Annotated in this window: 19 protein-coding genes and 2 tRNA genes; 9 read left to right on the top strand and 12 right to left on the bottom strand. The window is 66.5% G+C overall.

Annotation, left to right across the window (positions count from 1 at the left end; genetic code table 11):
* Window positions 1-2 precede the first annotated feature (2 nt).
* The 3 genes from NJ1_RS04420 to NJ1_RS04430 all read right to left on the bottom strand — a co-directional run bounded on the left by NJ1_RS04420 (window position 3) and on the right by NJ1_RS04430 (window position 2872).
* Window positions 3-1901, bottom strand: coding sequence for a CheR family methyltransferase (locus NJ1_RS04420; protein WP_245717207.1), 1899 nt, complete (start codon window positions 1899-1901; stop codon window positions 3-5).
* Window positions 1898-2494 (bottom strand): chemotaxis protein CheB, encoded by a 597-nt coding sequence (locus NJ1_RS04425; protein WP_067687693.1) that lies wholly within the window; start codon window positions 2492-2494, stop codon window positions 1898-1900. The genes NJ1_RS04420 and NJ1_RS04425 overlap by 4 nt, the downstream gene beginning before the upstream one ends.
* A 129-nt stretch (window positions 2495-2623) precedes the next feature.
* On the bottom strand, window positions 2624-2872 hold the full coding sequence (locus NJ1_RS04430; RefSeq protein WP_067687694.1) for a hypothetical protein: 249 nt from the start codon (window positions 2870-2872) through the stop codon (window positions 2624-2626).
* 757 nt (window positions 2873-3629) lie between these two features.
* On the opposite strand from NJ1_RS04430, the gene NJ1_RS04435 reads away from it, so the two are divergent.
* Window positions 3630-4445 carry a phosphoribosyltransferase gene (locus tag NJ1_RS04435; RefSeq protein ID WP_067687696.1) on the top strand — a complete coding sequence of 272 codons (816 nt, stop codon included), beginning with the start codon at window positions 3630-3632 and terminating at the stop codon, window positions 4443-4445.
* 105 nt (window positions 4446-4550) lie between these two features.
* Here the strand turns inward: NJ1_RS04435 and NJ1_RS04440 are convergent.
* Window positions 4551-4624, bottom strand: a tRNA-Met gene (locus NJ1_RS04440).
* A 144-nt stretch (window positions 4625-4768) separates the two neighbouring features.
* On the opposite strand from NJ1_RS04440, the gene NJ1_RS04445 reads away from it, so the two are divergent.
* Window positions 4769-5260 (top strand): SRPBCC family protein, encoded by a 492-nt coding sequence (locus tag NJ1_RS04445; protein WP_245717208.1) that lies wholly within the window; start codon window positions 4769-4771, stop codon window positions 5258-5260.
* A 569-nt stretch (window positions 5261-5829) separates the two neighbouring features.
* On the opposite strand, the gene NJ1_RS04450 is transcribed toward NJ1_RS04445, so the two are convergent.
* From NJ1_RS04450 to NJ1_RS04460, 3 genes are read right to left on the bottom strand one after another with little or no spacing between them, the layout of a single operon-like run.
* A complete protein-coding gene (locus NJ1_RS04450; RefSeq protein ID WP_067687700.1) occupies window positions 5830-7287 on the bottom strand; it encodes a dihydrolipoyl dehydrogenase family protein in 1458 nt (485 codons plus the stop codon).
* Between the two features lie 24 nt (window positions 7288-7311).
* Window positions 7312-7758, bottom strand: coding sequence for a VOC family protein (locus NJ1_RS04455; RefSeq protein ID WP_067687701.1), 447 nt, complete (start codon window positions 7756-7758; stop codon window positions 7312-7314).
* 34 nt (window positions 7759-7792) lie between these two features.
* On the bottom strand, window positions 7793-8644 hold the full coding sequence (locus NJ1_RS04460) for an alpha/beta fold hydrolase (RefSeq protein ID WP_067687703.1): 852 nt from the start codon (window positions 8642-8644) through the stop codon (window positions 7793-7795).
* A gap of 184 nt (window positions 8645-8828) precedes the next feature.
* Here NJ1_RS04460 and NJ1_RS04465 point away from each other — a divergent pair, with 184 nt between their 5' ends.
* On the top strand, window positions 8829-9290 hold the full coding sequence (locus tag NJ1_RS04465) for an SDR family NAD(P)-dependent oxidoreductase (RefSeq protein ID WP_218025128.1): 462 nt from the start codon (window positions 8829-8831) through the stop codon (window positions 9288-9290).
* Between the two features lie 99 nt (window positions 9291-9389).
* Complete coding sequence (locus tag NJ1_RS04470; protein WP_067687708.1) at window positions 9390-11015, top strand: tannase/feruloyl esterase family alpha/beta hydrolase; 1626 nt, start codon at window positions 9390-9392, stop codon at window positions 11013-11015.
* Window positions 11016-11227: 212 nt separating this feature from the next.
* On the opposite strand, the gene NJ1_RS04475 is transcribed toward NJ1_RS04470, so the two are convergent.
* Window positions 11228-11301 (bottom strand) — tRNA-Met (locus NJ1_RS04475).
* Between the two features lie 547 nt (window positions 11302-11848).
* Between NJ1_RS04475 and NJ1_RS04480 the strand changes: the two genes are divergently transcribed.
* Complete coding sequence (locus NJ1_RS04480) at window positions 11849-12382, top strand: transglycosylase family protein (RefSeq protein WP_067687711.1); 534 nt, start codon at window positions 11849-11851, stop codon at window positions 12380-12382.
* 135 nt (window positions 12383-12517) lie between these two features.
* On the opposite strand, the gene NJ1_RS04485 is transcribed toward NJ1_RS04480, so the two are convergent.
* The gene (locus NJ1_RS04485; protein ID WP_067687712.1) at window positions 12518-15496 is read right to left on the bottom strand and encodes a UPF0182 family protein; all 2979 of its coding nucleotides are present in this window, start codon (window positions 15494-15496) and stop codon (window positions 12518-12520) included.
* A 247-nt stretch (window positions 15497-15743) separates the two neighbouring features.
* On the opposite strand from NJ1_RS04485, the gene NJ1_RS04490 reads away from it, so the two are divergent.
* Window positions 15744-16346: a PPA1309 family protein gene (locus NJ1_RS04490; RefSeq protein ID WP_067687714.1), complete on the top strand. Its 603-nt coding sequence runs from the start codon at window positions 15744-15746 to the stop codon at window positions 16344-16346.
* A 16-nt stretch (window positions 16347-16362) separates the two neighbouring features.
* On the opposite strand, the gene NJ1_RS04495 is transcribed toward NJ1_RS04490, so the two are convergent.
* Window positions 16363-17388, bottom strand: coding sequence for a YlbL family protein (locus NJ1_RS04495; RefSeq protein WP_084477737.1), 1026 nt, complete (start codon window positions 17386-17388; stop codon window positions 16363-16365).
* A gap of 85 nt (window positions 17389-17473) precedes the next feature.
* On the opposite strand from NJ1_RS04495, the gene NJ1_RS04500 reads away from it, so the two are divergent.
* The 3 genes from NJ1_RS04500 (at window position 17474) to NJ1_RS04510 (ending at window position 21447) form a co-directional block, all read left to right on the top strand.
* Entirely contained in the window at window positions 17474-19003 is a 1530-nt protein-coding gene (locus tag NJ1_RS04500) for a zinc-dependent metalloprotease (RefSeq protein WP_084477757.1), read from the top strand.
* 129 nt (window positions 19004-19132) lie between these two features.
* Window positions 19133-20020 carry a hypothetical protein gene (locus NJ1_RS04505; protein WP_067687717.1) on the top strand — a complete coding sequence of 296 codons (888 nt, stop codon included), beginning with the start codon at window positions 19133-19135 and terminating at the stop codon, window positions 20018-20020.
* 44 nt (window positions 20021-20064) lie between these two features.
* Window positions 20065-21447: an ABC1 kinase family protein gene (locus NJ1_RS04510; RefSeq protein WP_067687921.1), complete on the top strand. Its 1383-nt coding sequence runs from the start codon at window positions 20065-20067 to the stop codon at window positions 21445-21447.
* Between the two features lie 228 nt (window positions 21448-21675).
* On the opposite strand, the gene NJ1_RS04515 is transcribed toward NJ1_RS04510, so the two are convergent.
* Together NJ1_RS04515 and NJ1_RS04520 are read right to left on the bottom strand one after the other, a co-directional pair.
* Window positions 21676-23421: a solute carrier family 23 protein gene (locus NJ1_RS04515; protein WP_157573746.1), complete on the bottom strand. Its 1746-nt coding sequence runs from the start codon at window positions 23419-23421 to the stop codon at window positions 21676-21678.
* A complete protein-coding gene (locus NJ1_RS04520; protein WP_067687923.1) occupies window positions 23403-24512 on the bottom strand; it encodes an arylsulfotransferase family protein in 1110 nt (369 codons plus the stop codon). The genes NJ1_RS04515 and NJ1_RS04520 overlap by 19 nt, the downstream gene beginning before the upstream one ends.
* Window positions 24513-24529 lie beyond the last annotated feature (17 nt).

Genomic DNA, 24529 nt, shown 5'->3' on the forward strand with positions numbered 1-24529 from the left:
CTCTACGGCAACGGAGTTGGTGCAGACTCCTCCATCAGCAGCACTACGCCGCCACGAACCCCGTCCAGCGGTGAGCAGGTCACCGCACAGGTGATGGAACGCCCGATCCGATTGACGGCCGGAATCTCCAACGGCTCTGTGCGCCTGTCAGTTTTGAGGCACTGCTGAATTCTCTCGTGTATCCGTTCGGTCGGCAGTCCGAAATCCAGCGCGAAGAAGGTCTTGTTCTGGACCTCCTCGACGCGCAGTCCCCACAGCTCTTCGGCGCCCCGGTTCCAACTCCGGACTCGCAATTCGGCATCGAGCACCACCACGCCGGCCGCGACGCTCGCCAACACGCCCTCCAGAAAGTTTCTGGTCTCGTCCAATTCGTCGCTGCGGATCCGCATCTCTTCGTTCATGGTTTCGAGCTCTTCATTGCCCGACTGGAGCTCCTCGTTGGTGGTTTCGAGTTCCTCGTTGGTGGACTGGAGCTCCTCGTTGGTGGTTTCGAGCTCCTCGATGCTGGATTGGAGCTCCTCGTTGGTGGTTTCGAGTTCCTCGTTGGTCGATTGGAGCTCCTCGTAGGCTGTCTCGAGTTCCTCACGTTTGACCTTGACTTCCACTGCGAGCCGGGTGGAGACGGTGGTGTCGACAAAGCTGACCGAGACGCCGGCACTCGACCCGTCAGCGGTCCACAGAGGTTGGATATGCAGGTCGAAGTACTGGACTTCGTCCGGGCCGAGCTTGCGCTGTGCCGAGGTGACCCGAATACTGCGGTGTTCGGCGAGGGCCTGCTCGATCAGTGATCGCAATTCGACCGGCCGATAGGAGATTTCCAGATCGCTCAACTGCCTGCCGACGTCGTGGACCGTCATCCCGAACTGGCTGCGCATCTGGTTGTTGACGATGGTCACCTTGCCGCCGGTGTCGATACCGACCATCGCGAACGGAGCAGTCTCCAAGGCCAGCTCGCTGAGCTGCCGCCGCCGGGCCAGGCCCTGAACCTCCTGTCCCAGACCGAAATCCGGGCGGACCTGGACCGGCAGATACGGCAGCCCGGACTGCCCGGTCCGGCGACGGAACATGCGCTGACGCATATTGGCGACCTCGAATCGCTCACCGTCGGAAACCAGCAGCTCCGCCTTGCCCAGAAACAAGACCCCGCCCTCCCGAACGGCGAACTGGAAGCGGTCCAGGATCTGCGATTGCGCCTCCACATTGAAGTACATCAGGGTGTTTCGGCACACCATCAGATCGAGGCGCGAGATCGGTGCGTCACTGGTGATGTCGTGACGACCGAAGATGACGCGACGACGGAGATCGGATCGGAAAACGAACTTGTCACCGACCGGCTCGAAGTACTTGTCCCGTTGTCCACGCGAGAGATGCGACAGTGTTCGGGCCGGGTAAGTGCCCGAACGGGCCTCGCGCAGAGCCTCCTCGTCGACGTCGGTGCCGTAGATCTTGACCCGTTTGACGGCCTCATCGAGGCCGAGCACCTCGGCTAACGCGATGGCCAGCGAGTAGGTCTCCTCGCCACTGGAGCAGCCCGCGCTCCAGACCCGGATCTCATCGTTCTCCTCGATGTCCGCGATCAGCCCGGGCAGGATCTCGCTTTGCAGGTATTGCCACGCTTCCATATCGCGGAAGAAGCTGGTCACATTGATCAGAATCGTGTTGAAGAGGTGGCGGAACTCCTCCGCGTTGCTCTCCAGCAGATCCTGGTAATCCCTGTACTCGGCGATCCTCACCTCGTGCATGCGTTTGCGGATCCGCCTGGTCAGCGACGAGCGCTTGTAGCCGGTGAAATCGAATCCACGCGAATCACGAATGAACACCAGCAGGTCCTCGAACGCGTCGTCGACGGGATCGATGTCGGCGCCGGATTCACTCAGGATCTCCGCATCCGGATCGGTCACGCTTCCGCCACCCCCACCAAGCCCTCGATGGCAGCGGCGATCTCACCCAGGGGCAGCACCAGGTCCGCGACCCCGGTCGCTTCGGCTGCGGTGGGCATGCCGCTGAACTCGGCATCCTCGGGGTCCTGCACGATCACCGTGCCGTCGCGGGACTTGACCGCGGTAACCCCCATCGCGCCGTCGCGGCCGGTCCCGGTGAGCACGCAGGCGATCGTCCGCGCACCGTAGGCAGCCGCCACCGACTCGAACAGCAGATCGGCCGAGGGGCGCACGAAATGGACGAGCTCACTGCTCGACAGGTTCAGAATGCCGTGTGGATCCACCAACAGGTGGTAATTCGGCGGCGCGATGTACACCATCCCCGGAACGATCTTCTCGCCTGCCGTGGCTAGTTTCACGTCCAGTTCCGTTCTCCGAGCGAGCAACTCGGCGATGACTGTTCTGTGCCGAGGATCGAGATGCTGCACGATCAGCACCGGCACCGGTAGCGTGGCGGGAAGCGCGCCGAGGAGACGGATGAGCGCGCCGATACCACCGGCCGAGGACGCGATCGCAACCACCGCGTACTTGCCCTCGGGGATCACGGTCGACACCGGCCGATGAGACGGACTCGCGGGACCACAGAGTCGGGCGGGCATCCGGTCACCGCCTCAGGGTAGTCCTTACCGCGCTCGTGCATGCGCCGCCTCCTTCGTGTCCCCGGGGTGCGACCCACACCTGCTTCACCGCCCTCGTCGGCGTGTGAGCCTGGACATCGGCACCGCCGAGGTCAGTTCGAGCATGGCCAACCCGGTATCGCGGATCATGGTGTCCAAGCCGTCGAGAATTTCCTCCAGGGCGGCGCGCAGCTGCAGGATCTCGGCAGCGGTCGGTGCGCCGCAGTCGAACGACGAGCGGGCTCGGTCGACGCGCAGACGGGCGTCGAACAGGTTTCGGACCAATTCATCACTGAGCGCGGCGAATTCGGCCATCTCGTATGGTTCGCGATCAAGGGTTGGTTCCCGCCGGTGTATTGCCCGGTCGACAAGCTCTGCACGCGAGTCGAGGGTCATCGATTCTCCAAACCACTGCCGAAGGATTCGGAGCCGCGCTTCGGGACTCGGGATACAGGCGCAGTGTACTCCCCCGAGGTTCCGGTCCGGCGCCGCGCGTGACCGGCCGGAGTGGCGACAGCTGCGATTTCCCCTCGGGCAGAGACGGTTTCGCCGACGGCGCCGCACCGGGCTCGCCGCCGTGACGGTGGACTCACCGCTCTGCCGGGTCGAAATGCTCTGGAGCCGGATCGGGTTCGGTTCCAGAGCATTTCGACCCGGCGCATCACCACCGTTCTCGAGCTTTCGTCGCTATCGGGGTTCATGCCTCTGAAGACCCGGTCGCGCGCGTAGACTTGGACCAATCTTCTCGAGTCCCGCAGCGTGGCTCCCGGATACGTGTCATCGAGGACTCCGGAGGATCAGATGGTCGACGCCGCGCGACCCTCGCCGATGTCCGGCTGCGGCCGGTTTTCGGCGACGCACACCCCAACCAGACGAACACCGCGACAGGACGCTCGCGGTAGCAGTCATCGATGCTTCACAGCGGCACTGCCGCAATGGCCGGTCACGAAATTCTCCTGGTTCCGCAGACTCACCCGGTTGCCTCACCATCGGCGAGCCGTGGCAAAACGCAAGCGGCACCGGCGATTTCCATCAGCAGTCCCACATCCGCCTTCTGCTCGGGGTGACCACAATGTTGTTCCTCGATCGCCGTGACGCAGGCCGTCAACTCCTCGACCATCTGTGGGCGTTCCGCGGCCCGGACGTGGTGGTCTTGGGGATCGCGAGAGGCGGGGTGGCGGTCGCCCACGAGATCGCCATGGGACTGCGCGTTGCCCTCGACGTGATCGTGGTGCACGAACTGCACACTCGCGGCGGCCCCGATCGGGTCGTGGGGGCCATCGCCGAGCACGGTGTCCCGGTCACCGATGACGACACTGCCGATTCGGTGACCGGTGGCCACGCCGAACTCGCCCGGATCGAACAGACCGAACGAGATCGGTTGCGCCGGCGGGCCGAATACCTCCGATGTGGCCGCCCATCGACCTCGTTGATCGACCGCACCGCGGTCATCGTCGCGGACGCCGTGCAGACCGCGGCCGTACACCGCGCCGCCTGCCGGTCCGCGTACGCCCAGGGCGCGGTGCGGGTCGTTTTCGCCGCACCGGTCGGTCGTCACCGCGTCATCCACGCCCTCGCCGCGGACGCCGACAACATCGTCTGCCCACACATTCCACCCCAGCTCGCCACCCTCGACGGCTGGTATCAGCACTTCGCACCCCTGACCGATACCGACGTCGGCGTTCTCCTGCAACGAACCGCATCACCCCGGTGCCGGATACAGCCGCGGCATCCGGAGAACGGGGTCGCGGTCCCACCGCGCGCGAAAAGCGCACCCGCCTCGAAGACGCCGACGGCCGAACCGCCGGATCGGTCCGATGATCTCGCGATCGTCGCTCAACGATTTCCCTTGACCTGCACGGTGCCGCACTGTCACTGGGGCCTGTAGCCGAACGCCGGAGCGAGGGTCCACCGACTTCTCGCTTCGGCGTCGCAAACGAAAACAGGCTCCGGAACCAATGGTTCCGGAGCCTGTTTCCTACATAACGCGTAGTAGCGGGGACAGGATTTGAACCTGCGACCTCTGGGTTATGAGCCCAGCGAGCTACCGAGCTGCTCCACCCCGCGTCGGTGTGAACACAACATTACACACGGGGGTGCGGAACATGCAAATCCACCCCTGACGTGGGCATATCCCCATGATGGCGATCGGTCGGATAGGTTCGCAGCAGGCACGATCGACCACTGAAGGGGGCCATTGTGGGCCGCATCATGACCGTATCCGACAGCATTCATGTCGCGGCGGATCCGCTGACGATCTACCGGCAGGTGAGCGATCCGACCCTGATGGGGCGATGGAGCCCGGAGAACCGGGGAGCGAAGATCACCGAGCCACGCGACGCCTCGTACGTCGGCATGGAGTTCGAGGGTTTCAACAAGCGCGGCCTGGCACGCTGGGTGACCCGCTGCGTGGTGATCGCGGCCGAGCCGGGCGAGCGCTTCGCCTTCCGGGTCGAGGCGATCGGGGCGCGCCGACCGTGGCTGCGCGGCGGCATCGCGACCTGGGAGTACCGGTTCGCAGCCGAGGACGGCGGCACTCTGGTCACCGAATTCTGGACCGATGACCGTCGCCGGTGGCCCGATTTCACGGTCGCGGTGTTCGACCGGATCGTCACCAGCGGGAACACTTTCGTTCAGTTCCAGCGCAAGAACATCCACCGGACACTGCGCAATCTGAAGCAGGAGCTCGAGCAGGCGGCCTGAATCCCGTTGGCATGCAGGATCCGATGCCGAGGAAGTGCTCTCCGGGCGCTAGCCTATGAGCTCCCCCCGTACGGACGGCCCACTACCGCGCAGCGCGGCGGTCTGCGACCAGATCAGCATCGCGATCGGTCCGCAGACGAAAAGCTCTGCGATAAAAGGCCGTTCGGGATATTTCCGGTTCATCACATGAGCCTTTCGGGACGGCTATCGCTCGGCGATTGCAGAGCGAGTAGAGAGAGTGTCGGGACAGTCAGTTTCGGCAGGTCAGCGCAGGCGACGGTATGGGTGTGCTCATCGCTCGACATGTCTTGCATTCCGGACGAATGCTGCGAGCACGTCCTTCGATCCGGGCCGATCGGCGTGCGCGGCGGCGAACTCCTGCAGCCGCCGCCCGGCTTCCGATAGAGCCGGTCGTAAGTGATCATTCGTCTCCTCCCGCTGTCATGGCCGGGACTCGGCGCTGCGCTGTGGTCGTCGTCATAACCCGACGCTGAATCCGTGACGCCCGGGCGGCGAGCGTCGAATGACGTAATCAACGGCGCTCACCCGACGCCCTTGCATACCGGCGACTATGCCTTCGCACGCTGGTCCCGATAGGTCTCGAGCAGCCGCAACCACACCTCGCTGATGGTCGGAAACGAGGGCACCGCGTGCCAGAGCCTGTCCAGAGGGATCTCGCCGGCGATGGCGATCGTGGCCGAATGCAGCAGTTCTGCAACACCCGCTCCGGCGAAGGTGGCCCCGACGATCACCCGGCGTTCGGGATCGATGAGGATGCGCGCCCGCCCGCGATACTCCGGATCATGTTGGAGCGCACCGGCGACCCTGCCGATGTCGTAGTCGACGACGTCGACTGTCCGGCCCACTCGTGCGGCATCTTCGGTGGTGAGGCCGACGGCGGCGATCTCCGGATCGGTGAATACGACCTGTGGGACGGCGAACAGATCGGCGGTTCCCGTGTGCTGCCCCCATGGGGAGGTGTCGAGTACCCTCTCGAATGCCCGATCGGCGATGACCGTGCCCGCGATTCGCGCTTGATACTTGCCCTGATGGGTGAGCAGCGCCCGGTGGTTGACATCGCCGACGCCATAGAGCCATTCGCCCTCGACCGCGGTCACCGTGTAGCTGTCATCGGTGGTGAGCCACTCCCCCGAAGCCAAACCGACCGTCTCCAAGCCGATGTCATCGGTGCGCGGCGCACGACCGGTCGCGAGCAGCACCTCATCGACGACGATCCGAGTACCGTCGTCCAGGCTCAGATGCACGCCGTCATCGGGGCCGCCCGCCCGTTCGGCGGTCGCGATGCCCGAACCGAAGCGCAACTCGACACCCGCCGCGCGGAGCCGCTCGGCCACCAGGTCCGCGGCGAAGGATTCGACACGAGTCAGCAGCCGTGACTCCCGGGCGATGAGGACCACCTCGGAGCCGAGAGCCCGCCAGGCCGTGGCCATTTCGACCGCGACCACACCCGCACCCAGGATGGCGAGCCGGCGCGGCACGTCCGGGGCGCTGGTGGCTTCGCGACTCGTCCACGGCCGCAACGTGTCCAGACCCGGCAGCGGCGGCAGCGCCGCGCGAGTGCCGGTGCAGACCGCGACCGCGTGCCGGGCGTGCAGGCGCACGATGCCGCCGTCCGGGGTGTCGACCGTGACCTGCCGGACGCCGTCGAGTCGCCCGTGTCCGCGAACGAGTGCGATCCCGGCGGATTCGAGCCAGTCGACCTGGCCCTGATCGTTCCAGTCGGCCACCATGCGGTCACGGTTCTTCAATACGGCACGGGCATCGAGCGGGCCGGTCACCGCGTTCGCAACGCCGGGGAACCGCGCGGCCTCGCTGTACAGCAGGGCCGGTCGCAGCAGCGCCTTGCTGGGTTCGCAAGCCCAGTAGGAGCATTCGCCGCCGACGAGTTCGGATTCGACGATGACGGTGCGCAGTCCGGCGGCGCTGGTGCGGTCGGCGACATTCTCACCGACCGGCCCAGCCCCGAGGACGATGACGTCGTAGATGTGGATGTTCTCGTCAGACATGATGTGGTCTCCGGGCTCCGAGGGTCAGCGGCCGGGGGCGCGCTGCGTGATTTCTTGCAGGAACCAGCCATTGCCGTCCGGATCGTGGAAGGCGGCGAAGGAGCCGTAGCTGCGACGCTCGGGGTGCATGCCCTCTATGCGGCCGGTGGTTCCGGCGTGATGGAAGACGCCGGTCGTGTCCCGGAACGGTCCTGCAACGGCGACGCCGCGTTCGGTGAGTTCGGCGATGGCCTTCTCGATATCGGTGACGATGAGATGCAGGCCTTCCAAGGAGCCGGGCGCGGCGGCGGTGACGCCGGTTCCGAAGATGAGCGAGCACTCCGAGCCGGGTGGGGTCACCTGGATGACGCGGTAGCCCTCGTCCACCGTGAAGTCGGCGTCGAGGCGGAATCGGAGTTGCTCGCCATAGAACGCCTTCGCGCGCTCGACATCCGCGACGGGCAGCACGATGACTTCCAGTTTCATATCCATGATCGTGTTCTCCTGTGGTGGTGAGGGTTTCGGGTCAGTGCGCGGCCGCGGCGGCCTGTTCGATCACCTTGGTGACCACATCCGGGTGCGAGACCGCGACCGATTGCGAGGCCTCGACCTCGGTGACCTGTGCGTGGGCTCGCTCGGCCATGAAGCGCTGTGCCGCGACCGGGATGTTCAGGTCCTGGGTGGTGACGATGTCCCAGCTGGGCTTCTCGTTCCAGGCCGCGACCGTGGCCTTCTCCTCGAGCGCGGATTGCGCGATCGGTCGCTGCACCGCGGCGGCGCGAGCGGCGCGATCCTCGGGGACGTCGGCCGCGAATTGAGCACGGAATTTGTCCTGCTGGATGTAGAGATCGGTGCCGGCGCTGCCGTCGGCATTGGTGAACGGCACCGGATTCAAGGTGCCGGGCAGAGTGGAGCCGGGGTACTTGGTGGTCAGTTCGAGTGCGGTCTCGCCGGGCGCGGGCAGGAACGCGGCCACGTAGACGAGCCCCTTGACCTTGTCGTTTCCGGCTGCCGCGGCACTGATGACCGAGCCGCCGTAGGAATGACCGACCAGGATGACAGGCCCGTCGATGTGACCGATCACGCTGCGCAGTGCGGCGGCGTCACTGCCCGGACCGCGCAGCGGATTGGCCGCCGCCACCACGGTGTACCGGTCCTTGCTCAGCTTCGCGATCACGTCGTTCCAGCTGGATCCGTCGGCGAACGCGCCGTGCTCCAGCACGATGGTCGGTCGCGGCGCATCCTCGTCGGGGCCCGCGTGAGTGACCGTGTTCGCGCTGCAGGCGACGGCGAGGCCGAGGCCCGCGACACCGGCCACGAATGCCGCGACAGCCCGGGTAGTACGTCGCTTGTTGCGGCCATTCCCGTTGTGGACCATAGGATTTCGTCCTTCTAGCAGGTGGATGCGAGTTGTACGATTTCACTGTCGTCGCCGGCGCCGGGCAGCACATCCGTCAGATGACGCCGACATCGACGTACGCGTCCCCGCGACCCGATGACCTACGTCGCGATCACCGTCAGCTGGTGCGGGGATACCATCGCCCGGCGCGAGGGTGGTGTCCATGAGACTGCACGGCAAGAAGACCCTGATCACCGGCTCCACCAGCAATATCGGGCGCGCCATCGCGTTCGCCTTCGCCGCCGAAGGAGCGCACGTCATCGTGTCCGGGCGCGACAGGACGCGCGGCGAGGCGGTCGCCGAAGAGATCCGCGCGGCGGGCGCCTCCACCAAGGGCGCGATGGAAACCCTCACGCGCGCATGGGCATCCGAGTTCGGCGACCGCGGCATCCGGGTCAACACCATCTCCCCGGGCGTCATCGTCACCCCCGACTGGGATTCCGCCGTCGAACACCCCGGCGAAACACTGATGCTCGGCATTCCCGCTGGGAGTTCCGGTCACCCCGATGCCATCGCGGCCGCCTATCTCGCCTCCGACGACGCCGGCTTCGTCCACGGGACCGTCATCGATGTCGACGGTGGCCGAACGGGTGTCGCGGTCGTGGCCGACAGCAGAAGTTCCTGATCGACGGCGCCCGAATTACGTCGGCCATGCGTCATCTGACTGATGTGCCGGTGGTGGCACACCGGACACAGTGGGTGCGATTCCAACTGAGGAGAGATCTTGAAGCGACAAATACTGGCCCTCGCAACCGTCGGTGTCACGGTGGCAGGCGCCGCCGCCATCTACGCCCTGGTGGATAGGTCGAACGATTCCGCCGCCGCTCCATCGAACGCGAATGCGTTCAACTGCAGTACATTCCAGATACCCGCACCGACTGGTGCCACTGTCGAGTCCCTGACCGCGACCGCCGTACCCGCGGGAACATTCCAGGTCCCAGGGACCCCGCCGCTGGGCGGCTACCCCGTGCCCGACGTCCCCGCGCACTGCGAAGTGACGGTCACCGTGACCCACCCCGGCGCGAATGACCATGCCAAGGTGCAGGTTTGGCTGCCGGAGTCGGGCTGGAACGGCCGCTTCCAAGCGGTCGGTGGCGCCGCCTACGCCGCCGGGAACATCGGCAGCGTGGCCGCGGCGGTCAAGCAGGGATACGCGGTGGGAACCACCGATGCCGGCGTGGATACCAGTGGCCTGAACAGCAGTTGGGCACTGAACCCGGACGGCCGGATCAATACCGCACTGCTGGAGAACTTCTCTTCCCGCTCGGTGCACGAGCTGGCCGTCGTCGGCAAGCAGGTCGTCAACGACGTCTACGGGCATGCCGCGTCCTACGCCTACTGGAACGGCTGCTCCACCGGCGGACGGCAGGGCTACATGGAGGCCCAGAAGTACCCGACCGACTTCAACGGCATCAACGCCGACGCCCCGGCCATCAACTGGAATCAGTTCGAGGTCGCCACGCTTTGGCCGCAGGTGGTGATGAACCAGGCGCACACCTACCCGACCACGTGCGAGTTCAACGCGTTCAACCAGGCCGCGGTCAAGGCTTGCGACCCACAGGACGGCGTTGCCGACGGCCTGATCAGCGACCCGAGCCACTGTAACTTCGACCCACGCAGCCTGATCGGCACCAAGGTCGCATGCGACGGCAAGGAGTACACGATCAGCGAGGCCGTTACCGAAGTGGTCCGCAAGATCTGGGACGGTCCGCGCGACGGCAACGGCCGGCGCCTCTGGTACGGCCTGCCGATCGGCGCCGACTTCAGCAACCTGACGGCCAGCACCACCGGCCCCGACGGTGTCACCGTGGGCGCGCCGTTCCCCGTCCCGGCCCAGTGGGTCGCCAACTTCGTGGAGAAGCAGCCCGCCTTCGACACCGCGAGCCTCACCTACGCGCAGTTCGATCAGATCTTCCACCAGGCCCGCTCCGAGTTCGACTCGGCCATCGGCACCGCCGACCCGAACCTGTCGGCGTTCCGCGATGCCGGCGGCAAGATCATCACCTGGCAGGGTGACGCCGACCAGCTCATCCCCACCGCAGGCACCGTCGACTACCGCAACCGCGTGGACGCGCAGCTGGGCGGCACCGCCGAGGTCGACGATTTCTACCGTGTCTTCCTGGCTCCCGGCGTCGCACACTGCGCCCTCACCGGCAGCAACGACATGACTGCCCTGACAGCGTGGGTCGAGCACGGCCAGGCGCCGGATGTCCTGCGGGCCGATTTGACCAACGCCACCGGCCAGACAGTCTCGCGCGACATCTGCCGTCTTCCGTTCGTCTCTCATTACAACGGCGACGGCGACCCGGCGTCCCCGGCCAGCTTCCGCTGCGTCGCCCCCACTCCCTGACCCGAGGGTTGGTGCGGGCCCGCCCCTCGACGGGAACCGCACTCGGACCCTCACTCCAGACGACTAAGACGAAAGGCGTTCCAGGATCCGGGGCCACACCTGGGCATGCGAACCGGCCCCGTCGACCGCGACCGGGCGGACCAGCCGCATTCCCGATGGCCGGCCGGAAATGAAAATGGTCCGGAACCAAAGGTTCCGGACCATTTCACTAGTAGCGGGGACAGGATTTGAACCTGCGACCTCTGGGTTATGAGCCCAGCGAGCTACCGAGCTGCTCCACCCCGCGTCGGTGTGAGGACAACATTACACAGGTCGCGTCCGAGAGTTAAATCGCCTGGTCAGAGCGCTTATTGCACCTGCGGTGAGTTGATCATGGACCGGGGAGGCAGCGCGATGCGCCCGGGAACGTGTCCGTTTCATGGAGATCTGCGGACACTCGAATCGGCGACGGAGAGGCGGTCGACGCGCGCGTCTCCACCGAACCATCCATGAAAACGTGACTCGAGTCACTTTTCAAGAGTGAAACGAAGTGACTTATGACACATCACGGTGCTATAACAGACCGATCGGATTCAGCAATTGCAGCATAGCCAGCCTGCATGAATGCTTTTTTCGGGTTATTCGCTTCATGCAATTCTGGAGTTATCAAGACGTGATCTGCCGAGATTTCCTCGTTATCGTCTGTCTCGGCCCGGATCAAACCGTGACGGGCTTCGAACCGAACCGCCGCATGCCGGAAACCCTGTCCCGCGGTTAGGTGCCACGAACCCCTGGGGACAGGGACACGGCGGAGCACACGCGCCTGGCTGGTGAGCGCAGGGAGGGACATCGCTATGAAACAGAACCGGAAGCTCAACACCCGCGTCCTCGGCCTCGCTGCCGTGACCGGCGCCCTTGTTGCCGTCCCGTTCGGCTTCTCCGCAACCGCTTCGGCCGCACCGGCTCACGACTGGGACGGCGTCGCCCAGTGTGAGAGCGGCGGCAACTGGGGGATCAACACCGGCAACGGCTACTACGGCGGTCTGCAGTTCTCGCAGAGCACCTGGAACGCCCACGGCGGCGCCGGCTCCGCGAGCAACGCCAGCAAGGCCGAGCAGATTCGCGTGGCCGAGAACGTCCTGGCCAATCAGGGCGTCGGCGCCTGGCCGGTGTGCGGCCAGTACCTGCGCGCGGGCGCCTCCGAGCCCGAGCCCGAGGCCGCCCCCGAGCCCATCGCCCCCGCTCCCGTCCCGGTGAGCGACAAGCAGGCAATGATCGATCAGGCCAAGAGCGTCGCGGGCGATCTCGCCCAGCAGTTCGGCGTCGAGGGCCAGTACACCCAGATCTTGGATCAGAACGCCCCGCTCATCGAAGCCTGGGGTCGCTGACAAGTACCTCTTCCTCATACCGGAAGAACAGGAAAGGCGCTGCCGTCGATGACGGCAGCGCCTTTCTCTTGCTCGTGAAACCCTTTGCGCTACAGGCTGATTACCCGCGCAACAGGCCGATTACCGCACGACAGGCTAGTTACCGGCCTTCTCGTAGGCGTTCACCGCGTTCTGCAACTGCTCGAGCGCCTTGCCCAGCGAGCCCAGATCACCGGACTTCTGCGCGTCGGTCACGGCCTTGAGCGCGTCGTCGAGCTGCTTGACCGCCACGTCCTTGCCGGACGAGCCCGTCGCGGGTGGATTCGAGGGCGGATTGGCGCCCTGATTCCCCGGCGGCTGAGACTGATTCGGCTGATCGGTGGCCGCACTGCCGGTACCGGGCAGCACCTTGTCCAGCGCTTCCTTGAGGGTCGAGCCGTAGCCGACCTTGTCGCGGTAGCTGGCCAGCACCTTCACCAACTGCGGGAAGGTCGGTGCGTTCGGGCCGCCGGTATTGCGCTCCAGGTACCAGGGCTCCACATAGAGCAGACCCCCGTCTCCGACCGGCAGGGTCAGCAGATTGCCGTACTTGATCTTGTTGACATTGCCGCCGGTCAGCAGGTTCCGGTCGCGTGAGACCTCGTCGTTGGTCGTCATCGACGTCTGTGCCTGCCCCGGCCCGGGCGTCTGGGAATCCGGTGGCAACTTCAGCACGGTGATCTTGCCGTAGTTGTTCGGATCCGAGCTCGCCTGGATGTAGGCCGAGAGGAAGTTGCGCTTGTAGCCGACCATGACACTGGTCAGCGTGAAGGCCGGCTTGCCGCCGTTCTTCGGATCACCCACCAGCACGTAGTACGGCGGCTGATGCGCGCCACCGGCCGCACCCTCCTGGGTCGGATCGTTCGGCACCGACCAGAAGGCGTTGTTGGTGAAGAACTCTCGCGGATCGTCCACGTGGTACTTCGCCAGCATCTCGCGCTGCACCTTGAACAGGTCCTCCGGATAGCGGAAGTGCGCCCGCAGATCCGGGCTGATCTCGCTCTCGGGCTGCACCGCGTTCGGGAACACGCCCATCCAGGCGTCCAGGACCGGATCCTTCTTGTCCACCTGGTACAGCTTCACCGTGCCGTCGTACGCGTCGACGGTCGCCTTCACCGAGTTGCGGATGTAGGAGACCTCCTTGCGCGGCAGCAGCCGTCCGGTGGTCTGATCGATGCTGTCCTCCACCACGCCGTCCAGCGAGGTGCGCTGGGCGTACGGGTAGTTGTCCAACGTCGTGTACGCGTCCACGATCCAGACGATGTGCTTGTCCACCACGGCGGGGTAGGCATCGCCGTCGGCGGTCAGCCACGGCGCCACCTGCTGCACGCGATCACGCGGATTGCGATTGAAGATGATCTTCGAATCCGAGCCGATCGCGCCCGAGAACAGGATGTTGCGCTCGGCGTACTTGGCCGCGAACGCCAGCCGGTTGAACCAGTTGCCGATCGGCACGCCGCCCGAGCCGGTGTAGCTGTATTGCCCTGTGGGAGTGTCGTATTCGCGCGCGGGCTGACCGTTGCTGCCCACGATGGCGTAGTCCGAATCACCCTTGGAGATCAACTCGCCGTAGTAGATGCGCGGGTTGTCGACCGGGATGGCCTGCTTCGCCTTGTCGCTGAACAGGTCGCTGACGGTGGACAGATCACCGACGTTGAACACCGGATAGCCGTAGCCGCCACCGGATTCGCTGCCCGCCGCCTGCTGCGCCGAGGTGGAGTCCTTCGGCGGAGCCTCGTTCACGCGGTTCGCCGGCGAGGCGACGAAGCCGTTGCCGTGCGTGTACACGGTGTGCTTGTTGATCCAGTCGGTCTGGTTGCCGGACAGGTTCTGCGGCTGCAACTCTCGCGCCGCCACGATGTAGTCGGCGACCTCGCCGTTGATCGTGTAGCGGTCGATGTCCAGCGGATCCGGGAAGCCGTAGAAGTTCTGCAGCTGCTGATTGCGCTGAATGAAGGTCTGCGTCAACAGGTTCGGGTCCAGCAGCCGGATATTCTTGATCGTCTGCTGATCCGCGGGCACGGTGACCGGATCCTTGGTCGCCTCACCCTTGTAGTTGACGTACTCCACCTTGTCCGGGGTCAACCCGTACGCGTCGCGAGTCGCCTCGATATTGCGCTCGATATAGGCGCTTTCCTTGGTGGCCGCGTTCGGGCGCACCGAGAACTGCTCGACCAGCAGCGGCCACACCGCGCCGACCAGGATCGAGGACAGCACCAGCAGGGCCGCCGCCATCGCCGGAATCCGCAGGTCGCGCAGCACGAATCCCGCGAAGAACGCCAGCGCGCAGATGACCGCGATGGACAGCAGGATCAGTTTGGCCGGCAGCACCGCGTTGATATCGGTGTAGGAACCACCGGTGAAGGTCGGCTCCTTGCGGGTGCTCGAGAGCAACGCGTATCTGTCGAACCAGTACGCGATCGCCTTGAGCAGCACGAAGAGTCCGGCCAGCACCGCGAGCTGGATGCGCGCGGAATTGCTCAGCGAGCCTTCCCGCCCGGCCAGCCGCAGTCCGCCGAACACGTAGTGCGTCACCAGATTCGCGAAGAACGCGATCACCACGGCGACGAACAGCCAGTTCAGGACCATCCGATAGAACGGCAGATCGAAGGCGTAGAAGCCGACGTCCAGATGAAATTGCGGATCCGTCTGTCCGAACGATCCGCCGTGCAGGAACAGCTGTACCGTCACCCAGCTCGACTGCGCCACCAGACCCGACAGCAGACCGATCAGCAGCGGAATCCCGATGCCGAACAGCCGAAGCCGGCTCATGACGGTGGTGCGGTAGCGCGCGATCGGATCTCCCGGACCCGAGGTCGGCACGAATACCGGCCGTGACCGATAGGCCATCAGCAACGCCAGCCAGATGATTGCCGCCACCACGAGCGTGACAACGAGGAAGAGCAGGACCCTGGTCAACAGCACCCTGTGATAGACACCCCGGAATCCCACCTCCCCGAACCACAGCCAGTTGGTATAGGCGTCGGTGAGCCGCGGCCCGACCAATAACAGTGCCGCCAGCGCCAATGCCGTAACCAGCAGCACACGGCTGCGGCGGGACAGTGAAGGTAAGCCGCTAGGGGGGCGCATGCCCACGATGCCACTCTCCCAGTGTCCGGCGACGCCCGCGCCGTGAATGACCGGCCGGTGCGCCGCAGTCCGATGATGCGAGTTGGTCCCAGGGGACCATTCGCGCCCCACTCTACGTAAAACGCCCGCAGTCCGGCCCAACACCCGCCAGGTCACCCGCTCGGCAAGTTCGCGCCGGCCGTTCGGTGAAGCCGCCACGCGGCCCGCGCGACCCCCGGACCGGAGTGTTCGACGGCCCTGCGAGGATTGCGGGGTGAACCCTGAGCAGTGGGCCGCCTCGGCCCTGTACCGGTGTATCCGCGAAGTAGCCGAGTATGTCGACGGTGAAGGCTGGAGCCGTCCGCCGCAGCTGTTCGCGCTGGTACCGACCGCCGATCTGGTGGCCGCCGAGCCCGGGCTGATCGATCAGCTCGACGCCCAGGACGCACTCACTCCCATTGCGCAGGAACCGCTCCCGGAGGACGTCGCCGGGTATTCGATGGCCCTGGACCAGTTCCTGGCCACCACCAGCTGGCCGCCTTCGGTCGAGGGTTGCGTGCTGGTGCAGCAGATCGTGGTGCTGCCGCCCGAGGCCGAGCAGACCCTCGACGACGCCATCGAACCGCTGCTCGCCGATCCCGATGCCGCCGACGCCGCCGCCCGCACCGCGGCGGTCGAACATCCCGAGCGCCGCGACGCGCGACTGTTCGTCGGCGTGCTGCGCGACGGCACCTCGCTCTCGCTGCTGCAGGTGAGACCGTCCGAGGCCGAGGAGGATCCGTTCGGCGATCTCGAACTGCGGACCACGCCGAACCTCGCGCCCAATCTGGTCGAGGCGCTGCTGCAGACCATGGAGAACGACCCGGACGACTTCTGAGCGGTCGCGCGCGGGACTAGCCGCAGCCCTGAACTTCCTTGCCCGCGTTGATGTCGTCGAGCGCGTGCACCGCGGCGTCGAGGTTCTCGACCTTCACCAGGCGCAGGCCGTCCGGCGTGCGCTGCGCGGCCTCGTTGCAATTGGCGGCCGGGACCAGGAAGGTCTCCGCACCGGCCTCGCGGGCGGCCTTCATCTTGTATTGGATGCCGCCGATCGGGCCGACCTTGCCCTCGGGATCGATGGTGCCGGTACCCGCCACGAACTTGCCGCCGCTGAGCTCGCCGGGAGTGAGCTTGTCGATCAGCGCCAGGGTGAACATGAGACCGGCGGAGGGACCGCCGATTTCGGCCAGGTTGAAGTCGACCTGGATGGGACCGCTGGCGTATTCGCCCGGGGTGATGCCGAGGTAGCCCTTGGCGGCGTCGTCCGGCCGCGCGCCGAGGGTGATCTCCGCGGTCTGCTCGACGCCGTCCCGGCGGAACACCACGGGAAGGGCGGTGCCGGGCTTGGCCGCGGACACCGCGGTCACCACATCCTTGGCGAAGGTGATCGGCTTGCCGTCGACGCTGACCAACTCGTCGTTCTTGCGCAGCACGTCCTTGGCGGGCCCGTCCTCGCTCACGCCGCGCAGGCGGACCACGGTGGGCAGCTTCAGATAACGCAGCGCGGCCAATTCCGCATTGTCTTCGGAGTCCTTGAAATCCTGCTGGTTCGATTTGTCGATTTCGTCACGCGAAACCCCGGGCGGATACACCTCGGCACGCGGCACGAGTCCGTGATCGCCATCCACCCACAGGCCGAATGCCTCGAAGATATTCAGCCGATCGCGAACGGAGACCGTCGTCATATTCAGATTGCCGGTGGTCGGGTCGATCTGCGCGTTTCGCACTTCGACCACCTGTTTTCCCTCGACAGTGCCCAGGGTATTGAAAGTCGGCCCGGGTCCGAGCGCCACGAACGGGACGGTGACGACGCTGCCCACGATGCCGAGCACGAGAATCGGGATCAGGGCCGCGATCAGGGTGAATATCCGACGGTTCACGCGGCCAAGGGTACTGGTGATCACTGTGAATGCCGCGCTCTGCTCGGCGGTTCGTGGTATCCGGCGCTCCAGTACCGTGGTGGGTATGAGTGACTCCCCGTTCGGATTCTCCAACCGCGACGACGACCCGGAGCGTAAGCCCGGTGACAAGTCCAGCGGTTCGGGTGACGGTTCGAGTGGCGGTCCCGGTGCAAACGACGACCCGTTCGGTTTCGGCATCGGCGGACCCGGCGGGGGCGGCTTCGATCCGTCCCAGCTGGGCCAGATGCTGAGCCAGCTGGGGGCGATGTTCAGCACCATGGGACAGCCGGGCGCATCGGGTGGCGGTCCGGTCAACTACGACATCGCCAAGCGGCTCGCCCGCCAGCAACTCGGCACCAGCGTGGCGCCGGTCGCCGCCGGCACGCAGCGGGCCGTCACCGATGCCGCGCACCTTGCCGAACTCTGGCTGGACGCTGCCACCACGCTGCCCGCCGGCGCGACCAAGGCCGTGGCGTGGACCGCCAACGACTGGATCGAGGAGACGCTCCCCACGTGGAAGCGCCTGTGCGATCCGGTGGCAGAACAGGTTTCCGGCATGTGGACCTCCGCGCTGCCCGCCGAGGCGCAGCAGTTCGCGGGCCCGATGGTCGGCATGCTCAGCCAGATGGGCGGTCTCGCCTTCGGTTCGCAGCTGGGCCAGGCCCTGGGCCAGCTCGCCAAGGAGGTGCTGACCTCGACCGATATCGGCCTGCCGCTCGGCCCCGACGGCACCTCGGCACTGCTGCCCGCGGCCATCTCCGAATTCAGCGCCGGGCTCGAACAGCCCGAGAGCGAGATCCTGGTGTTCCTGGCCGCGCGTGAGGCCGCCCACCAGCGGCTCTTCGCGCACGTCCCGTGGCTGCGCCAGCAGGTGCTGGGCGCGGTCGAGGATTACGCGCGCGGCATCAAGATGGACTTCTCGGCGATCGAACAGGCCGCGGCCGGGCTGGACCCGATGACGCTCGCCGCCGATCCGTCCAAGCTCGAGGAACTGCTCTCGCAGGGCACCTTCGAACCGCAGACCACGCCCGAGCAGAAGGCCGCCCTGGAGCGCCTCGAAACGCTGCTGGCGCTGATCGACGGCTGGGTCGAGGTCGTGGTGACCGACGCGGTGACCGACCGGCTCCCGGGTGCGGGCGCATTGGCCGAGACACTTCGGCGTCGGCGCGCGACCGGTGGTCCGGCCGAGCAGACCTTCGCGACGCTGGTCGGGCTGGAGCTGCGGCCCCGCAAGGTGCGCGAGGCCGCGGCGCTGTGGCGGCGACTGACCACCGACGCGGGCATGGAGAAGCGCGACGGCGTGTGGGCGCACCCGGATCTGCTGCCCGATTCGGGGGATCTGGATTCGCCGGCCGGGTTCATCGACTCCATACTGGGCGGTGGGACAGCGGTTTTCGATGATCCGCTGGCGCAGCTGGCCGAGACCGAGGCGCGCGAGCGTGCCGAGCGGGAGCAGGCGGAGGCCGGCGGCAAGGCCGACCTCGGCAAGGGCGAGTCCGGGAAGTCCGACTCGGCCGAGGACAGTTCCGACGCAGGTGGCGCGGACGGGCCGAAGGACGCCGATAAGCCCGGTGAGGGCGACTCCCCCGCCTGATTTGCGGACGGTCCGGGTCTGTGGATAACGCGGATCCACTTTTTCCGACTTGTGGATAACCCGGGAAAGCGCTGATAGACGAGCGTTTTCCCGGGTTTTTTCGGGTTCGGCGGCGCGCAGACTTCTGTCATGACCACGCTCACGCGGATACGCGGACCGCTGCTGCACCCTCGAATCACGGTGCTGCTGCGACCGAACGGCGAGATCCAGCTCGGCTGGCATTCGGGCACCACGCTCCGGTTGAGTCCGGCCGGTCCGGTCGAGGCGGCGCCGGCGCTGCTGCGGCTACTGGACGGGCTTCACACCACGCCCCAAATACTTTGGCAGGCACGGGCATTGGGGTTCGGCACCGAGGACACGCAGCGAATGCTGGACGAATTGGCGGCCGCCGGGTTGTTCGCCGACGACGAGCCGCGCTCCCGGCTGCGGGAGGTGCGGGTACACGGGCGCGGGCCGCTGTCGGACGCACTGGCCGAGGGTGTGCAGCGAATAGGCCTGCGGCCCAGCCGGTCCCGCGATCAGGACTTCGCTCAACGGGGTGGCGCGGGAGCCGAACCCGTCGATCCCGCCTCACCCGGGCTGGTGGTGCTCGCCGATGCGCTGGTGCCCGAACCCGCGGTGGTGGCAGATCTGATGCGGCGCGGCGTACCGCACCTACAGGTGCGGATCCGGGACGGTTACGGGGTGGTCGGGCCGCTGGTCCTGCCGGGGGTGTCCAGCTGCCTGCGCTGCGCCGATCTGCACCGCTGCGATCTGGACTCGGAGTGGCCGCAGTTGAGCGCCCAACTACTGGGCCGGGCGGGGTACGCCTCCCCCGCCGGAATCGCCGCCACGGCGGCTCTGGCGCTGAAGGATATCGAGACCATCGCGCACGGCCGGGCCGAGAATCCGCCAGTGACGTTGAACACCACACTCGAACTCGATCTCGAATCGCCGCATATCGATTATCGGCCGTGGCCCGTTCACCCGCGATGCGGCTGCATTCCGTGCGGAAATAGCGAAAGTGACCGACTGTGATGGATCCCACTATCATGCGCGACCTGAAAGAAGTCCCGATTTTCATGGCGCACCGTCTGGGACATCGGCATGATGGGAGCGTGTCAGAGATTGTGAGCAAGCGCTCCAGCCGCAATGCCAAGTTGGCCAAGATTCCGCTCGGTATCGCGGGGCGGGCGGCCGTGGGATTCGGCCGCAAACTGGCCGGGGGCGACAAGCAGGAAATCAACGCGGACCTCAATCAGAAGGCCGCGGAACAGCTCTTCGCCGTACTCGGCGAGCTCAAGGGAGGGGCCATGAAGTTCGGGCAGGCGCTGTCCGTCATGGAAGCGGCCGTGCCGGAGGAATTCGGCGAGCACTATCGCGAGGCGCTGACCAAGCTGCAGGCCGCCGCGCCGCCCATGCCGGCCGCCTCGGTGCACCGGCAGCTGGATCAGCAGCTGGGAACCGGCTGGCGGCAACGATTCCAGGAGTTCGACGACCAGCCCACCGCCTCGGCGAGCATCGGTCAGGTGCACAAGGCGATCTGGTCCGACGGCCGAGTGGTCGCGGTCAAGGTGCAGTACCCCGGCGCGGACGAGGCGCTGCGCTCGGACCTCAAGACGCTGAACCGGATGGCCGGGATGATCGGCGCGCTGATCCCGGGCGCGGACGTGAAGCCGGTGCTGGCCGAGATCAGCGAGCGCACGGAGGAGGAGCTCGACTATCGCATCGAGGGTGGACATCAGCGTCAGTTCGCCAAGGCCTTCGCCGAGCACCCCCGGTTCCTGGTGCCCAAGGTGGTGGCCAGCGCCCCGAAGGTGATCGTCACCGAGTGGCTGGACAACGCCACCCCGGTCTCCAAGATCATCCAGCGTGGTAACGAGGATCCGGCGGGCACGGTCGACCTGCGCAATCGGGTCGCGGGGCTGATGGGCGAGTTCCATTTCAGCTCGCCGTCCATCGCGGGCCTGCTGCACGCGGATCCGCACCCCGGCAACTTCATGATGCTCGAGGACGGCCGCCTGGCGGTCATCGACTACGGTGCGTGCGCGCCGCTGCCCAATGGCTTCCCGCCGATTCTGGGCCAGATGGTGGCCCTGGCGGTCGAGGAGCGTTTCGACGAGCTCACCGAGCTCATGCACACCAATGGCTGGGTGATTCCGGGCAAGCAGGTGAGCCACGAGGAACTGCAGAACTACCTGCGCCCCTTCACCGACCCGATCAAGACCGAGACCTTCCACTTCACCCGGCGCTGGATGCAGCGAGTGGCGGGCAAGGCCACCGACATCTCCGCCCCGGAGATGAAAACCGCTCGCGCCCTGCAGCTTCCGGCCGAGCACGTGATGATCTTCCGCGTGCTGGGCGGTTCCATCGGCATCTGCGCTCAGCTCGACGCGGAAATGCCGTTCATGAAGCTCATGCAGGACTGGGTGCCCGGTTACTCGGAGTACCGGACCGCCAGCTGAGAGCTGTCACCGAAATCCGGTGAAAAACCACACTCTGACAACAAGAGCCCGGACTGTCCGACAGTCCGGGCTCTTGTTGTCACACCCTTCGTTCGCGATGACTTTCACGCTGCGTCGATCTGGGCTGCGTCGATCTGGGCTGCTTCGATCTGGGCCACTTCGACCTGGCTCGGTTGTCATCACACAGACTCCGCCCGATCCGCTCAGCTGCTTCGGGCACCCGGCCGCTCACGCGCTGCGGTGGCCAACCGGTCGACGACGGCCGACTGGGTCCGTTCCCGGCTTCGGCCCCGACTCGGGCGGTCGGAACGTCGGCACCCGTGTCAGGAACAACAGGGACACAACGACTCCGACCACCGCCGTCATCGTGACTCCACTGCCGAGCAGCAGTCGCAGGTCGGCGGGAAAACTCTGATAGAGCCCCGGGGTCAGGATCGGCAGCAGTCCGGCGGTCAGCGCGGCCGTCGCCGTGATCAGCGCTCGGTCGGAGGTCAGATCCACGCGATCGAACATGCCCAGTCCGGCCACGATGATCATGGCGAACGCGATGGCCGCGGTGCCGCCGACGACCGGGCCGGGCAGGGAGTTCACCAGACGGCCGATCGGCGCGAAAAACGCTGCCACCGCGAGCAATACGCCGGTCAGCGCCGTGACATAGCGGCTGCGGACGTCGGTGAGCCGGATGAGCCCGATGTTCTCGCCGCTGGTCACCATGGTCGCGCCGCCGAGCATTCCGGACAGCAGTGAGGTCACCGCGTCGCCGCGGATAGTGCGCCCCACGGTCACCCCGGTGTCGATCCGCTTACCGACGACCTCCGCGTTGAGCACCGTCTGCCCGGTCGCCTCCGCCATCGAGCCGAGTCCGAACACCAGCAGTGGAATCGCCGCTATCAGATCGAAATGCGGTGTGCCGAAGGGGAACAGCTCCGGGGTCTGTACCAGCGCGGATCCGGGTTGCAGGTGGAACCGGCCCATCCCGGCCGCGACCACGCCGCCGACCGCCATGCCCAGCAGTACCGACAACCGCCGCCACCCCACCGGCAACACCCGATGCAGCACCACCGTGCTGCCGATGGTCACCGCCGCGAGCCCCACCGCCCACATGGGCGCGGGACCGCCGGTCCCGACGATCAGACCACCGGCCACCTTCACCAGATTCACGCCGATGACCACGATCATGCATGCCATCACCACCGCGGGCAGCCGCGTCACGAACCGCCGCGCGAGGGGAACCAGCACGATCCCCACCACCGCCGTGATGATCACCGCCCCACTCGCGGTGGCCGGATTCGACTCCTGCGCAATCTGAATGAACAGCACCACCGCCGCCCCGCCGGGCAGCATCACGAACGGCAGCCGAGCCCCGAGCCCGAACCTGCCCACCGACTGGAACAACGTCCCGATCCCACAGCACAGCAGCGTCGCACTCAACAGCGCCCGCGCGCTCGCGTCGTCCAACTGCAGACTCCGGCTGATCAGCAACACCGCCGCGATCGGCGTAGCCGCCATCACCACCAGATGCTGCACCGCACCCGCCACAGCCCGCCCGACCGGCGGCACCTCGTCCACCGGATGCACCACCGCGTCGACCGCCCGCTTCTCGGCCGCCGCACCCGACAAGCCTGTGACAGTCGCGGATCCGCTGGCGCGGTCGGGTGGGGCAGCACCGGCCGGACCATCGAGCGAGTCGCCTTCGGCCGCCGATCGCGGTGCCGTAACAGCGGACCCGAAGGGCTTCTCGCCGTCCTGATGCACAGCCGCGTCGGCGTCGACCGGATGCGGTACGGCACGGGAGGCCGCCGGGCTCCCCGTCCCGTCGCGCGCGGAACCGCTCAGCGAGCCGGCCGTTGCGCTTTCCCCTGCGGCGAACCGCGCTGCCGCCTCGGTTGATTCGTCTCCCGCGGCATCGACCGCGCCGGGACCGAGTGAACGGTCCGCTGAGGCATCGACATCGCTCATCGTGCGGTCAACCACGGAATATCCTCTGCGCCATAGCGATAGGCGCGGAAGATGGCGTTGGAGATGCCGGGGAACACCTCGACGGTGTCCCGGTCCGGGTATTCGGTGAACCACGGCACCACGTATTCCCAGACGATCCGGGATTCCCGGGTCACTTCGAAGATGCGGCCGAACGCCGCCTCGGTGATGAGGGTGTTGCCGTTGGGCAGGCGCTGGGCTCCGCCCATGAAGGGGGTGAAGAACGCTTCGCGCGGGGAGTCCTGGTATTTCCAGGTGATTTCGCTTGTCGCCAGGTCGATTTCGACGACTCGGCTGTAGGTGACCGACTCACCGGTGCGGAAGGTGCCGTTGTCGAACACCAGGACCTTGCCGTCACCCAGCGGGGTGGCGTGGTGCTGCTGGGCGACCGAGGCGCGGTCCGACAGCGTGGTCGCCGCACCGGTGCGCCGGTCGATGGTGATCACCGCGGAGACGCTGCGGAGGCTGGCCACCACGGTGTGCTCGTCGACGGGGTGCACACTGTTGATCAGCGGCCAGTGTTCGCGCCAATAGTGCGGCTGTAGACCGAATTCGGCGGGGTTCAGCCGCTCGGCGGCCTTCCACTCCCACAGCGGGGTGCCGTCGGGCGCGACCTCGCGGATGACATCCGACCACACGATGCCATCGGCCTCGGTGCCGGGGACGCCGCCCTGGATCCGGGCCGCCTCGGCGCCGGTCAGCGGTTCGACGGCGGTGTACAGAATCCGTCCGTCGTCGTAGTGGTGGGCGTCGTGGTGCTGGTAGTCGTCGCGGAACTCGCTGAGCCGCACGCCGTTCGGGTCGTACCTGCCCATCGAGCCGCCGCTGTATTTGCGCCACATGGCGAACAGCGGCGCGATCTCCAGCGTCGCGCCGTTGTACGCGAGAACGCCCTCGTCCAGGATTCGCGCGTGCCGACCCGGCCGGTAGGGCAGGTTCCAGCGATGCACCCGCTCGCCCTTCTCGTCGACCAGGTCGACCACGCCGTTCCCGGCCAGCGGCGCGTACAGCGTGTAACCGGGCGACACCAGGTCAGGGTCGCTGCCGATCAGGCCGGTGCCCCGGCGCTTGAGGGTGTTCTGCTCCACCACATCTCCTAAACATT

Origin of the sequence: Nocardia jejuensis NBRC 103114, from assembly GCF_001613145.1 — a bacterium.
Taxonomy (GTDB): domain Bacteria; phylum Actinomycetota; class Actinomycetes; order Mycobacteriales; family Mycobacteriaceae; genus Nocardia; species Nocardia jejuensis.